Source organism: Streptomyces sp. NPDC045967 (genome assembly GCF_056430495.1).
Map to the genome: position 1 here is coordinate 82,980 of NZ_JBWKLE010000014.1, position 15,065 is coordinate 98,044.

At 76.0% G+C, this 15,065-nt stretch carries 4 protein-coding genes; all 4 read right to left on the bottom strand.

Annotation, left to right across the window (positions count from 1 at the left end; all coding sequences use genetic code 11):
* Positions 1 to 14: 14 nt before the first annotated feature.
* A complete protein-coding gene (locus AC07FY_RS24295; protein WP_479009569.1) occupies positions 15 to 875 on the bottom strand; it encodes an alpha/beta fold hydrolase in 861 nt (286 codons plus the stop codon).
* On the bottom strand, positions 868 to 12,651 hold the full coding sequence (locus AC07FY_RS24300; RefSeq protein ID WP_479009571.1) for an amino acid adenylation domain-containing protein: 11,784 nt from the start codon (positions 12,649 to 12,651) through the stop codon (positions 868 to 870). Before AC07FY_RS24300 ends, AC07FY_RS24295 begins: the two co-directional genes overlap by 8 nt.
* An 82-nt stretch (positions 12,652 to 12,733) precedes the next feature.
* Complete coding sequence (locus tag AC07FY_RS24305) at positions 12,734 to 13,873, bottom strand: HAD-IIIC family phosphatase (protein ID WP_479009574.1); 1,140 nt, start codon at positions 13,871 to 13,873, stop codon at positions 12,734 to 12,736.
* A gap of 3 nt (positions 13,874 to 13,876) precedes the next feature.
* Positions 13,877 to 15,058: an acyl-CoA dehydrogenase family protein gene (locus tag AC07FY_RS24310; protein ID WP_479009577.1), complete on the bottom strand. Its 1,182-nt coding sequence runs from the start codon at positions 15,056 to 15,058 to the stop codon at positions 13,877 to 13,879.
* Between the last annotated feature and the right edge of the window lie 7 nt (positions 15,059 to 15,065).

Consider the following 15,065-nt stretch of genomic DNA (forward strand, 5'->3'; position numbering starts at 1 on the left):
ACGGTACGTCCCTTTCAGCCTGCGGTGGTCTCGAGGAGGAAGGAGACGACCGACGCGAGGGTCTCCGTCCGGCGGTCGGCGGTGTCGGCGGCGCCGTCGAGCAGGCGGGCGCCGGGCACGTCGGCGGCGAGCCGCTTGGCGAACGCGGCGGGGGCCAGCCGGCTGTCGCCCGGCAGGACCAGCAACGGCGCGGGGAAGGACGTCATCCACTCCTCCGGTACGGAGAAGTAGGCGGAGCCCTGCGGCCACAGCCCGTCGCGGAAGCGGACCAGGCGCACGATGTAGCGCTCGCGGCGCAGGGCGCGGACCTCCTCGCGGAACGCGGGCGAGCCCTCCAGCTGCCGGGCGTACGGTCCGGCGCCGGGCCGCGCGGCGAAGCCGCCGCCCCGGCCGGCCTCCTCGATCACGCCGTCGAGGCCCTCGGCGCGGGGCAGGCGCATCGGCTCGTCGAAGGTCGCCAGGAAGTCGCCGAAGCCGTTGCCCTCGGCGAGTCCGACGGGCGCGTGGGCGACGACGGCGCCGATGCGGTCGGGGGCGTCCCGCACCAGCCGCCAGAGCTGGGCGGTGCCGGCGCCGGAGGCCGCGACGTGGGCGCGCTCGACGCCGAGTTCGTCCAGGACGGCGACCAGGTCGGCGGCGGTGCGGCCGTAGCAGAACGGCTCGGCGGAGTCGCCGGTGCTCCGGCCCTGGTGGCGGGCGTCGACGGTGATCACCTGGAACCGCCCGGCGAGGGCGTCGGCGGTCTCGGTGAAGGCGGCCCGCTCGGTGTCGCACTGGCCGGGGATCTCGCCGGGGCCGATGAGCAGGACGGGGAAGCCGGTGCCGCGCACCTCGTAGTGGATCCGCGCCCCGTCCGGGCGCACGGTCTCAGGCATGGTTCTCCTCCAGGCTGGGGGCGATCGTGGTGATCGCGTTCATGAGTTCGGCCGCCATGGCCTCGGGGTTGGTGATCGGCGCCGCGTGGGAGCCCTCGATGGAGCGGGGTACGTACAGGGCGCCGGTCAGCTCGCGCCACACCTCCATGGACCCTTCGGGCAGGACCGGGTCGGTGGTGCCGGACACCGCGAAGAGCGGTACGTCCAGGGCGGGGCGGTCGCTGCCGCGCAGCACCGCCCGGTGGTTCTCGGCCAGGACCGTGTCGGTGCGCAGCCGCTGGACGTACTCGGCGAGCAGTTCCCCGCTGGCGAGGACCTCGTCGGGCAGCAGGCCCTCCAGGAGGGCGGCCAGTTCGCGGGGGTCGGCGCCGTCCAGGTCGCCGGTGAGCTCGCCGAGCCGGTCGAGACCGGGGGTGAGGGGCGCGAGCGGCGGCAGCGCGCAGGCGGCGACGAGCGCGAGGGGCGGGACGGCGGGCCGGTGGGCGAGCCGGTGGGCCACCTCCCAGGCCAGCCAGGAGCCCTGGCTGTGCCCGTACAGGACGACGGGCGCCCCGCCCGCGGCCGGGGCGAGCCGGTCGGCGAGGGCGGCGACGACCTGGTCGGCGAGGGCCATCATGTCGGTGACGGGTGCCTCGTCGGCGCGGCCCTCGCGGCCGGGCAGCTGCACGCCGAGGAGTTCGACGTCGTCGGGCAGGTGGCGCACCAGCGGGACGTGGCCGCCGGTGGTGCCGCCCATGCCGGCGACGCAGACGATCCGGGCCCGCGGGTTCTGGGCGGGCTTGAGGACGCGCAGCCAGGGGTTGTCCCGGCCGTGTCCGGCGGCGGGGGCTTCGGGGGCGGCGCCCTCGGGATCGAGTTTGCGGGCGAGGTGGGCGGCGATGCCCTCGCAGGTGGCGTGCCGCAGGATCGCCTCGGTGGTGAGGGCGAGGCCGGTGCGGCGGGTCAGCTCCCCCCGGACCTTCACGGCCATCAGCGAGTCCAGGCCCAGCTGCTGCAGCGGCCGGCCCGTGTCCAGTTCGGCCTCGTCCAGGCCGAGGACGGGGGCGACCTCGCCCTTGACCAGGGCCGTCAGCGCCTCCTGGCGTTCGCCGGCGCTGCGCCCGGCCAGGGCGGTGCGCAGCTCCGCTCCGGCGGACGCGTCCGGTGCCTCCTCGGCTTCCGGCTCGCGGGCCTCGGGCAGGGTGTCCAGCAACGGGCGCGGGCGGGCCGCCCGGTAGGCGGGTGCGAACGCCGTCCAGTCGATGTCGGCGACGCCGAGCGCGGTGAGTCCGGTGGTGAGGGCGATGTCGAGGGCGTCCAGGGCGAGTTCGGGTGCCATGGTGCGAAGGCCGCGGGAGCGGGCGGCGCGTTCGGCGTCGGCGGTGACCATGCCGCCGCCGGCCCACCCGCCCCAGTGCACGACGGTGGCGGGCAGCCCCTTGCCCCTGCGGTGGCGGGCGAGCGCGTCGAGCGCGGTGTTGGCCGCCCCGTACGCGGCCTGCCCGGCGCCGCCCCACAGGCTGGCGCCGCTGCCGTACAGCACGAACGCGTCGAGTTCGTGGCCGGCGAGGGCCTCGTGCAGGTGCCAGGCCCCGTGGACCTTGGCCGCGTTCTCCTCGGCGGCCGCCGCGGGGGTGAGGGCGGTGAGCGCGGCCGGGCGGGACAGGCCCGCCAGGTGGGCGACGGTGCGCAGCGGGCGGCGCGGGTCACCGGTGCGGGCGAGCAGCGCCTCGACCTGTTCGCGGTCGCTGACGTCGGCCTGCTCCAGGCTGAGTTCGACGCCGCGGGCAGCGAGTTCGGTGCGCAACTGCTCCGTTTCGGGGGTGGCCGCCGCGCGGCGGGAGGCCAGCACGATGTGCTCGGCTCCGCGGGCGGCGAGCCGCCGGGCCAGGTGCAGCCCGAGGGCTCCCTGGCCGCCGGTGATCAGCGCGGTGCCGCGGGTGGACCACGCCGCGGGGTGCCGCTGCCCGGCCGGCCGGGGGGTGGTGCGGCGCAGGCGGCGTACGTGGCGGCCGTCGGCGCGCAGCGCCACCTGGTCCTCGTGGTCGCCCGCGGTGAGGCAGGCCACCAGTGCGCCGGCCCAGCCGGGGTGGGGCTCGGCGGGCAGGTCGACGGTGCCGCCCCAGCGCAGCGGGTCCTCCAGGGCGGCGACCCGGCCGAGGCCGGTGACGAGCGCCTGCAGCGGTGCGGGGGCGCCGGCGCCGTCGGTGTCGGCCGCGCCGCGGGTCAGCGCCCACAGCGGGGCGTCGAGCCCGAGGTCGCCGAGGGCCTGGAGCAGGGCGAGGGTGCCGGCGAAGCCGGCCGTGGAGCCGGAGCCGTCGGGGGTGGCGTCGAGGGAGCCCAGGGTGAGGACGGCGGCGGGCGGCTCGGGCAGGGCGCGCAGGGCGGCGCCGAGCGCTGCCCGGTCGGCGCCGGCCGTGATGCGGTGCGGGGTGGCTCCGGCGGCGCGCAGGGCGTCCTCGACCGCGTCGGCGGTCGCCGCCTCCGCGATGGTGGTCACCAGGGCCCAGGGCCCGGCCGCGGAGGCGGCCCGCCCGGCGGGGACCGGGGAGAGCTCCCAGGCGTCCTCGTACAGCCAGCCCGCGACGGTCTCGCGGGCCTCCTGGCCCTGCCACCAGGTGGTGAGCAGCGGGAGCAGTTCCCCGATGCCCTCGCGCAGGCGGTCGGGCGCGTCGAGCAGCTCGGCGAGCCGGGCCGGGTCCTGCTCGCCGACGGCCTCCCAGAACGCCTGGTCGGCGGCGGCGCGGGGGGTGTCCTCGGGCGCCGGCGGGTCGATCCAGTAGGAGCGTCGCTGGAAGGCGTAGGAGGGCAGTTCGGCGACCTTCGCGGCGGGGGCGGCGGCGGCCCAGACCCGCTCCCAGGGCACGCGGTGGCCGTGGGTGTGCAGTGCGCCGAGGGTGCGCAGGAGTTCCCCGCGGTCGCCGTGGCCGCGCCGCAGGGTTCCCGCCACCAGGGCGTCCGCGCTGCCCTCGGTGAGCGGCATGGCGAGCACGGGGTGCGGGCTGACCTCGATGAACACGTCGTGGCCGGAGTCGGTCAGCTGCTGCTGGGCGAGGTCGAGGCGGACGGGTTCGCGCAGGTTGCGGCACCAGTACGAGGCGCCCAGTTCGCGGCCGTCGAGGAGGGTGCCGGTGACGGTGGAGTAGAACGGCAGCCGGCCGCTGACGGGTGCCAGGTCCGCGAGGTCGGCCTCCAGGGCGGGGAGCAGGGAGTCCATCCAGTGGCTGTGCGAGGCGACGGGCGCCTCCAGCTTCCCGCAGACGACGTCCTCGTCGTCGAGGGCGAACAGCAGCTCTTCCAGGGCGTCGGCGTCGCCGGACAGGGCGACGGAGGTGGGGGTGTTGACGGCGGCGACGGAGACGGCGTCCCCGTAGGGCGCGATGCGCTCGCGGACCTGGTCCAGCGGGAGTTCGACGACGGCCATGGCGCCGACCCCGGCGACGGCCTGGAGGGCGCGGCTGCGGACGGCCATGATCCGGGCGCCCTCGTCCAGGGTGAGCGCGCCGGCCACGACGGCGGCGGCGACTTCGCCCTGGCTGTGCCCGGTGACGGCGTCGGGCTCGATGCCCAGCTCGCGCCAGGCGGCGGCGAGGGCCACGTACATGGTGAACATGACGGGCTGGACGACGTCCAGGCGGCGGGCGGAGAGTTCGGGCCCGCCGGCGCCGCGCAGCACGTCGGTGACCGACCAGCCGAGCCGCGGTGCCAGCACCTCGTCGCAGTCGCGGACGGTCCGCGCGAAGGCGGGCGACTGCTCCAGGAGGGCGGCTCCCATGCCGTCCCACTGGCTGCCCTGGCCGGGGAAGACGAAGACGGTGCGGCCGCGGCCGCGGGCGGTGGCCCGGGTGGCGTCCGCGTGGCCGCGGTCCTCGGCGAGGGCGCGCAGGGCGGCGGCGGCCCCGTCGGCGGTGGCCGCGGTGACCGCGGCGCGGTGGCCGAAGTGGGTGCGGCGCAGGGCCGCGGTGCGGGCGACGTCCGCGAGCGGGACGTCGCGGTGCTCCTCCAGCCAGTGCGCCCAGCGGCCGGCCTGGTCGCGCAGCGCGGCTTCGGTGCGGGCGGACAGCACCACCGGGACCGCGCCCGCGGGGTGCTCCTGCGGGGCGGGAGCGGGGGCGGTGTCGGGGGCCTGTTCGAGGACGACGTGGGCGTTGGTGCCGCCGATGCCGAAGGAGGAGACCCCGGCCCGGCGCGGTCCGTCGCAGGACCAGGGCTTGGTCTCGGTGTTGACGTAGAAGAGATTCGGGTCGAGGCCCATCTCGGGGTTGGGGTGCTCGTAGTTGAGGCTGGGCACCAGCTCCGCGTGGTGGACGGCGAGCACGGCCTTGATCAGGCCCGCGATGCCGGCGGTGGCGTCCGCGTGCCCGATGTTGGTCTTCACCGAGCCGATCGCGCAGGGTTCGGCGCGCTCGACGGAGCCGAAGACCTGCTGCAGGGCCTGGACCTCGATGGGGTCGCCGAGCGAGGTGGCGGTGCCGTGTGCCTCGACGAAGCCGACGCTGTCCGGGGTGACCCCGGCCGCCGCCTGCGCCTCGGCGATCACGTACGCCTGGCCCTGCACGCTGGGCGCGGTGAACCCGGCCTTCTCGGCTCCGTCGTTGTTGACGGCGCTGCCGCGCAGCACGGCGTACACGGTGTCGCCGGCCTCGACGGCGTCGGACAGCCGGCGCAGCACGAGCATGCCGACGCCGCTGCCGAAGACGGTGCCCGCGCCCTTCTCGTCGAAGGCGCGGCACTTGCCGTCGGGGGAGACGACCAGGCCGGGCTGGTGGACGAAGCCGCGCTTGAGCGGGATGGTCAGCGAGGAGGCGCCGACCAGGGCGACGTCGGACTCGCCGCGCAGCAGGCTCTCGCGGGCCAGGTGGGCGGCGACCAGGCCGGTGGAGCAGGCGGTCTGGACGGAGAGGGCGGGCCCGCGCAGGTCGAGCTTGTGGGCGACGCGGGTGGCCAGGTAGTCGTTCTTGTTGCCGATCATCGAACGGTAGAAGGACGAGAGGTCGCCCGAGGCGTCCTGGTGGTAGCCGCCGAAGCCGGTGCCGCCGAAGACGGACACGTTGCCGTCGAACGACGCCGGGACGATGCCGGCGTGTTCCAGTGCCTGCCAGGCGGCCTCCAGGAACAGGCGGTGCTGGGGGTCCATGACCTCGGCCTCGGCGGGCGAGTAGCCGAAGAAGGCCGCGTCGAAGAGGTCGGCGCCGTCGACCAGGCCGCGGGAGCGGACGTAGGCCGGGTGGGCCAGTTCCTCCTCGGTGGCGCCGGCAGCGCGCAGTTCCTCGTCGGTGAAGTGGGTGATCGACTCCACGCCGCCGCGCAGGTTGCGCCAGAAGGTGTCGATGTCGGGCGCGCCGGGGAGCTTGCAGGCCATGCCGACGACGGCGACGGCGTCCTCGCCGGAGCGGTCGCGGCGGGCCGCGGACCGTCCGGGCCGGGCGGCCGTGCCGTGCGCGCCGTCGCGCAGGTAGGCGGCGAGCCGGCGGACGGTGGGGTGGCGGAAGAGGGTGGAGAGCGGGAACTCGCGGCCCAGCCCCGCGCAGATGATCTTGTGGGCTTCCAGCGCGCTCATGGAGTTGGCGCCGAGGTCGAAGATCCCCTTGTCGGGGTCGACGGCGGTGATGCCGAGCACCTCGGCCCAGGCGCCGGACACCAGGGTCTCGATGCCGTCCCCGCCGGCGGCCTCGCGGCCCTCGGCCGCGCGGGCGGCCGCGGCGGCCGGCGCGGGTGCCTCCAGGCGCAGCAGGGCGCCCCGGTCGACCTTCTTGTTGGGGGTGTGCGGGAGTTCGTCGAGGCGCACCAGGCGGGAGGGGACCATGTAGGCGGGCAGCCGTGCGGCGAGCGCGGCGAGCAGGTCCTCCTCGGCGACGGTCCGGCCCGCGGCGGTGGTGAGGTAGAGGCACAGCCGGGGGTCGCCCGGCACGTCCTCGCGGACCACCGCGGCCGCCTCGGCGACGCCGGGGTGCTCGGCGGCGACGGCCTCGATCTCGCCGAGTTCGATGCGGTGGCCGCGCAGCTTGACCTGCGCGTCGGCGCGGCCGCAGAACTCCAGGGAGCCGTCGGCCCGGTAGCGCACGACGTCCCCGGTGCGGTACATGCGGGCGCCGCCCCCGGCGTACGGGTCGTCGAGGAAGCGTTCGGCGTCCAGCGCGGGCCGGTTCAGGTAGCCGCGTGCGACGGCGAGGCCGCCGATGAACAGCTCCCCGCGGGCGCCGCGCGGCACCCGGCGCCCGGCCGCGTCCAGCACGTACAGCACATTGCCGTGCAGGGGCGTGCCGAGCGAGACCTCGCCCGGTACGGCGTCCCAGGCCGCCGACCACACGGTGGTCTCCGTCGGCCCGTACATGTTCATCAGCCGGCCGGGGCACAGCCGGTCCAGCTTGCGGGCGAGGCCGCGGTCCAGGGCCTCGCCGCCGACGAGCATCCGGGTCAGGCCCTGGACGAGCGAGCGGCCGTCGGCGTCGGCCAGCAGCATGCGCGCCAGGGACGGGGTGCACTGCAGGTGGGTGGGGGCGTACGGGAGGTAGTCCGCCCAGCCGGCCGGGCCGCCCCGGCCGACGACGACCCGGTAGCCCCGGGTCAGGGTCCACAGCAGCTCCAGCGTGGAGATGTCGAAGGACAGGCTGGTGACGGCGAGCCAGGTGTCGCCGGGGCCGCCGCCGACCCGCTCGTCCATCGCCGTGCAGAAGGTGGCGAACTGGGCGTGCTCCAGCTGCACGCCCTTGGGCAGGCCGGTGGAGCCGGAGGTGTAGATGACGTAGGCGAGGTCGGACAGCCCGGGGAGCGACCGCGGGTCGTCCCCGGCGCCGTACCGGTCCACGTCCGCGTCCACGTCCACGTCCGCCTCCGCGTCCGCGTCCGCCTCGAGCGCGTCGGCCAGCAGGACGGCCACGCCGTCGGCGGCGACCTCGGGCGAGCCGTCGCGGGTGGAGACCACCAGGGACAGGCCGCTGTCGCGGATCACGTGCTCCAGGCGGGCCTTGGGGTACTCCGGGTCCAGCGGAACGTACGCGGCGCCCGCGAGCCAGCCGGCCAGCACCGACACCACCAGGTCCGCGGAGCGCGGCAGGTGGATGCCGACCAGCGTGCCGGGGCCCGCTCCGGCGGAGCGCAGGTGCCCGGCCATCGCCGACGCCCGCGCCACCACCTGGCGGTAGGTGGAGGTGCGCTCGCCGTCGACCAGCGCCGGCGCGTCGGGGGTGCGGCGGGCCTGGGTGAGGATCCGCTCCAGGGCGGTGGGGCCGGCGGCCGGGCCGGTCACCCGGCCGCCGCGCTCCTCCAGCCAGGCCAGCTCCGGCGCGGAGATCAGCTCCAGGTCGGCGATGGGCAGGGCCGGGTCGGCGACGGCCGATTCCAGCAGGGTCCGGAAGTTGTCGGCGAGGCGGGCGGCCGCCTCGGCGCCGAGGACGCCGGGCAGGAACTCCACCTCGCCGGCCAGACCCTCGCCGTCGGGGGCGAGGGTGAGGCCGACGGCCGACTTCGCCACGCCGCGCGGGCCGCCGCCCACGGCGGCGCCGGGGGACGGCAGCCAGGCCGAGCGTCCCTCGCCGAGCGCCGGCAGGGCGCTCGCGCGGTAGTTGAAGACGGCGCTGAACAGCGGGTTGTCCTCGCCGGTGCGCTCGCCTCCGACGGCCTTGACGAGCTCGGTCAGCGGCAGGTCCTGGTGCTCCATCAGTTCCAGGACACGCGGCGCGGTCCGGGTCAGGACCTGCTCGAAGCTGGGGTCGCCGGCCAGCTCGCAGCGCAGCGGCAGGGTGGTGACGAGGAAACCGAGCAGGCCCTCGGTGCCGGCGAGCTGGCGGTTGGCCCAGACGGTGCCGAGCCCGAAGTCGTACGCGCCGGTGGTGCGGGCCAGCAGGACCGCGAAGGCGCTCGCGTACACGGTGTACGGCGTGACGCCGGTGCGGGCGGCCAGTTCCTCCACCCGGGTGCGCACGCCGGCGGGGAGGGCGAATCCGATGGTGCCGCCGTCGCCCGCGTCGCCCGCATCGTCGCAGGCCGGCAGTTCCAGGCGGCCCATGCCGATGAGGCGGTCGCCGATCACGCGCAGGCCCCGGGCGAAGTGGCCCTCCTCCAGGGCGCGCTGCTCCCAGGCGGCGAAGTCGCCGAGCTGGAAAGCGGGTTCGGGGGCCCCGGGGGCGCCGCCGTCCGCATAGGCGGTGTAGGCGGCGTACAGCTCCTGGGTGAGGACGGACAGGGACCAGCCGTCGGTGACGGCGTGGTGCAGGAAGATGCCGATCAGCTGGCCGCCGTCGTGGGTGTCGGCGAGCAGGCAGCGCAGCAGGCCGGGGCCGTCGAGCCGCAGCGGCCGGCGCTCCTCCTCGCGCATCCGGGCGTCGAGCGCCGCCGCGTCGAGGTGGCTGAGGTCCTCATGGGTGAACTGCGGCTCGCTGTCGGGCCGTACGACCTGGACCAGTGTCCCGTCGCGCGGCTCCAGCGCCGTCCGCAGCGCCTCGTGGCGCGCGGTCACCCAGGTCAGGGCGGAGCGCAGTGCGGCGGGGTCGAGCCGTTCCCCGGTGCGCAGGATCAGGGGGGTGTGGTACTCGGCGCTGCCGGGGCGCAGCTGCTCCAGGAACCACAGCCGGCGCTGGCCGTCGGTCGCGGGGTGCTCGCCGCGTTCCCCGGAGCGCTGGAGGGCGGTGGCGGGCGCGCTCGCCAGTGCGCCGAGGGCGTGGGCGAGCAGGTGGCCGGCGATGTCACGGGCGGTGGGGTGCTGGAAGGCGAGGTTCGCCGGCAGGGTGGCGCCGGTCAGCTCGGTCAGCCGGTTGCGCAGCTGGAGCGCCATGATCGAGTCCAGGCCGAGCTCCTGGAGCCGCTTGCCGGCCGGGACCGGCTCGGTGGCGCCGAGGACGGCGGCCGCCTCGCGGCGGACGAGCCCGGTGAGGGCTTCGAGGCGCTCGTCCTCGCCGAGGGCGGCGAGGCGGGCGCGCAGCGCGGCGGGGCCGGTGGCGTCCTCGCCGTCGGGGTCCTGGGCGGGCCGGGCCAGGGCGGCGGCCTCGGCCGGGTCGAGGCGGCGGTAGCCGGGGACGTCGGTCCAGTAGGAGGTGCGCTGGAAGGCGTAGGTCGGCAGGTCCGCGAGCCGGGCCGCGGAGCCGTCGGCCGGGGCGAACACCCGCGTCCAGTCCACCTCGTAGCCCTGGGTGTGCAGGGCTCCCAGCGACCGCAGCAGCTGGTCCAGGCCGCCGTGGTCGCGGCGCAGGCTGCCGACGACGGCGCCGTCGCTGTCGGCGGTGGCGCTGGTCAGGGGCATGCCGAGGACGGGGTGCGGGGATATCTCGACGAAGACGCCGTGGCCGTCGGCGACGAGCCGCGCGAGGGCGAGGTCCATCCGGACGGTCTCGCGCACGTTGCGGCACCAGTAGGCGCCGTCGAGACCGGTCCCCTCCACGACGGCGCCGGTCACCGTGGAGTAGAACGGCACGGCCGACGGGCCGGGGCGCAGGTCGGCGAGCTGTTCGGCGAGCCAGGGCAGCATGGGGTCGATGTGCGCGCTGTGCCCGGCGGTGTCCGACTGGATGCGGCGGCAGAAGACGTCGCCGCCCTCCAGCTCCGCCAGCAGCCGTTCCACGGCGTCCACGTCGCCGGAGACCACGGTGGAGCCGGCGGTGTTGACCACGGCCACCGACAGGGTGGTCCCGTAGGGCTCGATGAGCTCGCGGGTGCGCGCCACGGGCAGCTCGACCAGCGCCATCGCGCCCCGGCCGCTGCACTCGCGCAGTTGGCCCTGCGAGCGCAGCGCGGTCAGCCGGGCGCCGTCGGCGAGAGTCAGGGCGCCGCTGACCACGGCGGCGGGGACCTCGCCCTGGCTGGAGCCCACCACGGCGGCCGGCTCCACGCCGAGCGAACGCCATACGGCGACCAGGCCGATCATCACGGCGAACAGGGCGGGCTGGAGCACGTCGATGCGCTCCAGGGTGAGGTCGGGGTCGGCCTCGCCGCGCAGGACCTCGGCGACGGACCAGCCCGTCCACGGGGCGAGGGCCTCGTCGCACTCCTGGACGGCGTCGCGGAACACCGGGCTCTGCTCGATGAGTTCGCGGCCCATGCCGAGCCACTGGGAGCCCTGCCCGGGGAAGACGAAGACCGCCTTGCCGCGCTCGCGCGCGGTCCCGGAGGTGACGGCCGGGTGCGGCAGGCCCTCGGCGAGGGCGGTGAGCGCCTCGGCGGCCTCCTGCGCTCCGGCCGCGAGGACGCTGGCGCGGGCTTCCATTGGGGTCCGGTGCAGGGCGGCGGTGCGCAGGACGTCCGGCCAGCGGGCGTCGGGGCGGGCGGTGAGCCAGGCGGCCCAGCGGCCGGCCTGGGCGCGCAGCGCGGCCGTGTCGAAGCCGGAGAGCAGCAGCGGGCGGGGGCCGGCGGGGACGCCCGCCGGGGCGGGCTCGGCCGCTGCGGCCGGTGCGGCACCGGGGGCTTCGGCCGCCTCGGCGGGGGCCGGGGCCTCCTCCACGATGACGTGGGCGTTGGTGCCGCTGATGCCGAAGGAGGAGACGCCGGCCCGGCGCACCCGCTCGCCGCGGCGCCACGGCCGCAGCTCCTGCACGAGCCGCAGGCCGCTGTCCTCCCAGGGGATCTGCGGGCTCGGCTCGGCGGCGTGCAGGGTCGGGGGCAGTGCCTCGTGCTGCAGCGCGAGGATCATCTTCATCACGCCGACGACACCGGCGGCGGCCTGGGTGTGGCCGAGGTTGGACTTGGAGGAGCCCAGCCACACCGGCCGCGCGGCGTCGCGGCCGGCGCCGAAGACCTCGGCCAGGGCGCCGGCTTCGATCGGGTCGCCGAGCGGGGTGCCGGTGCCGTGCGCGTCGACCGCGTCGATGTCGGCGGGCGTCAGGCGGCCGGAGTCGAGGGCGTCGCGGATCACCCGCTGCTGCGCGGGACCGTTGGGCGCGGTCAGGCCCTGGCTGCGGCCGTCCTGGTTGACGGCCGAGCCGCGGATCACCGCGAGCACCGGGTCGCCGTCGCGCCGGGCCGCCGCGAGCTTCTTCAGGACGAGGATGCCGACGCCCTCGGACCAGATGGCGCCGTCGGCCTGGGCGGAGAAGCTCTTGCAGCGCCCGTCGGGGGCCATCGCGCCGAGCCGGCTGGACTCCACGTACATGGCGGGCGAGCTCATCACGGTGACGCCGCCGGCCAGCGCGAGTTCGCAGTCGCCGCCGCGCAGCGCCGCGACCGCCGAGTGGAGGGCGACGAGCGAGGAGGAGCAGGCGGTGTCGATGGTCAGGGCCGGGCCCTGCAGGCCGAGCGCGTAGCTGATCCGGCCGGAGACGACACTGCCGGAGATGCCGGTGCCCTGGTAGCCGTCGAGGACCTCCAGGGGGGCGTTGCCGGTGTCGTAGTCGGAGCGCATGGCGCCCAGGTAGACGCCGGTGCGGCTGCCGGCCAGGGTGTCGGGGCGCAGCCCGGCCCGCTCCAGCGCCTCCCAGGACGCCTCCAGGACCAGCCGCTGCTGCGGGTCCATGGAGACGGCCTCGCGCCGGGAGATGCCGAAGAAGCCGGCGTCGAACTCCTCCAGCCCGTCGAGGAACCCGCCCTCCCGCGCGTAGCTCTTGCCGGTCGCGGTGGGGTCCGGGTCGTAGAGGTCCAGTCCGTGCCAGCGCGCGGGCAGCGGGCCGATGGCGTCACGGCCGGAGGCCAGCAGCTCCCAGAACTCCTCGGGCGTGGTGATGCCGCCGGGGAGCCGGCAGGCCATGGCGACGACCGCCACCGGCTCGTGCCGCTCGTTCTCCAGCTCGGCGTTGCGCTGCTGCAGCTGGATCACCGCAGCCATGGCCCGCCGGAGCCGGTCCTCGTTCGCCTGGGCGCTCATCTTGGCCATCCGTCTCGTTCTGTGGCACTGCCGTCTGGGAAAGGGGGAGGGAGGGGAGGGTCCGGAAGGGGCCGGGCGGACCCGGGGCGGGTCAGCCGCCGACCGTGACGTCCATGTACGGCGGGAACTGCGGGATCCGGGCGAAGTCGTGCTCCAGCACCGACACCTCGCCCTTCTTGGCGATCTCGCGGAAGCCGGCGAACTTGTAGGTGACGTACATCGTCCGGTTGCGGTCGGTGGGTACGAACTCCGCGCGGAGGCGGACCCCGGCCCGGTGGGCCTCGCGGATCAGGTGGCCGAGCAGGACGGACCCGACGCCGCGGGACATGACGCGGCACGACATCAGCAGCAGCTTGACGGTCCAGACGTCCTCGCCGCGCTCGACGAGCGAGAGGCCGATCTTGCCGTAGGTGCCGTACCTGTCCTCCAGCCCGGCGACCAGCAGGTCATGGTCCGGGGAGCGGCGGAAGGCGTCCAGCTCCTCGTAGGAGTAGGTGTAGCCGGTGGCGTTGAGCTGGTTGGTACGGACCGTCAGCTCCTCGGCGCGCTGGAGGTCGCGCTCCTCGGCGGGGTTGATGGTGAAGCGCATGCCGAGCGAGGCGAGGAACTCCTCCGAGGTGCCCTCGTGGGACTCCTCGGCGGCGTTGCGCTGCGCGTCGGCCCGGTAGAGGTGACGGCGCTCGCGGGAGTCGGCGGTGACGAACCGGGGGTGCATCTCGGGGCGGTCCGGGATGCCGGCGGCGTCGAGCGCGTCGATGCAGCGCACCTGCGGGTGGGCGAAGGCGACCTCGTCGCGTTCGAAGGGCTGGTCGTCGACGAAGGCGAGCGTGTCGACGCCGATGTTGATGGCCCGGGCGACGGCCCGCACCGAGTCGGACTTGTTGCCCCAGTTGATCTGCGGGTGGAGGAAGTACTCGGCGATGCCGAACTCCTCCAGCTTGGCCATGGCCGCGGCGTGGTCGTTGCGGCTGGCGACGGAGTGCAGGATGCCGCGCTCGTCCAGGATCCGCAGGGTGCGGACGACCTCGGGGCGCAGGGTGACCTCGGCGTCCTCCAGCAGGACGCCGTCCCAGACGGTGTTGTCCAGGTCCCACACCACGCACTTGACGGTGGCCGCCGGGGCGGGCGCGCCGGCGGGGGTCGCGCCGGCCGCCGCCGCCCCGGTGGTCGTACCGGCGCTGGTCGTCTCGGCGGTGGTCGTCTCGGTCGTCGTCTCGGTGGTCGTCGTCATCGGTCACTCACTTCCACGGGCCGCCGCGGCGGCGGGGTTGCGGCGGAACGGGGCCCGCTCCTGGAAGGCGTACTCGGCCAGGCCGGTCTGGTGCAGCTGGGTGCTTCCCTCGATGACCTCCATGACCTTGGTGTCACCGAGCAGGCGCTGTACGGGGTAGTCGGGGCCGCAGCCGTTCGCGCCGTGGATCTGCACGGCGTCGGTGGCGGCGCGGGCGGCGGCCGTGGAGGCGAAGTACTTGGCGGTCGAGGTGGCGGCCAGTGCCCCCGGATCGCGGGCGTCGCGCAGCCGGCCCGCCTCCAGGCACAGCAGCCGGGCCGCCCGGGCGGAGGTGTACATCTCGGTGATCATGCGGCGGACCAGCTGGTGCTCCCGGATGGGTACGCCGAACTGCACCCGCTCCGCCGCGTAGTCGGTGCTGGCGTCCAGGCAGGCGTCGAGGATGCCGACGCACCCCCAGCCCACCGTGTACCGGCCGAGGTCCAGGGCCGCGCCGGTCACGTGGGAGACGCCCAGGCCCGGCCGGGCCAGCAGGTTCCCGCCGGGGACGCGGCACTGGTCGAAGTGCACGTCCGCGGTCATCGAGGCCCGGATGCCGATCATGTCCTCGATCAGCTCGGTGCGCAGGCCCGGGGTGTCGCGCTCGACCAGCAGGGCGGTGGGGCCCTGCTCGCCGCGCCCGACGACGAGGAACAGGTCGGCGCTCTCGCCGTAGGTGATCCACCGCTTGCGGCCGTCGAGGATCCAGTCCTCGCCGTCGCGGGTGACCCGCGTGGTGACGGCGGAGGCGTCGCTGCCGGTGCCCGGCTCGGACACGGCGAGCGCGGCGACGCGCTCCCCGCGGGCGAGCCGGGGCAGCCAGGTGTCCTTCTGGGCGCGGGTGCCCCAGCGGGCGACGGCGTGCGCCACCATCGTGTGCACGGTCAGCAGACTGCGCAGCGAGGAGCAGGCGCGGCCGAGTTCGGCCGCGAGCAGGCCGAGCGTCACCGCGTCGCGGCCGCCGCCGCCGTACTCGGCGGGGACCGGCAGCCCGAGCAGGCCCTCGTCGGCGAGCAGCCGGACGGCCTCCGGCGGGGTGCGCTGGGCCCGGTGCCAGGCGTCGGCGTACGGGGCGACGCGGGTGTCGGCGAAGGCCCGGAACTCCTTCTGGGCCTGCGCCTGCTCCGCGGTGAGCATCGTCGTCATCTGGGGT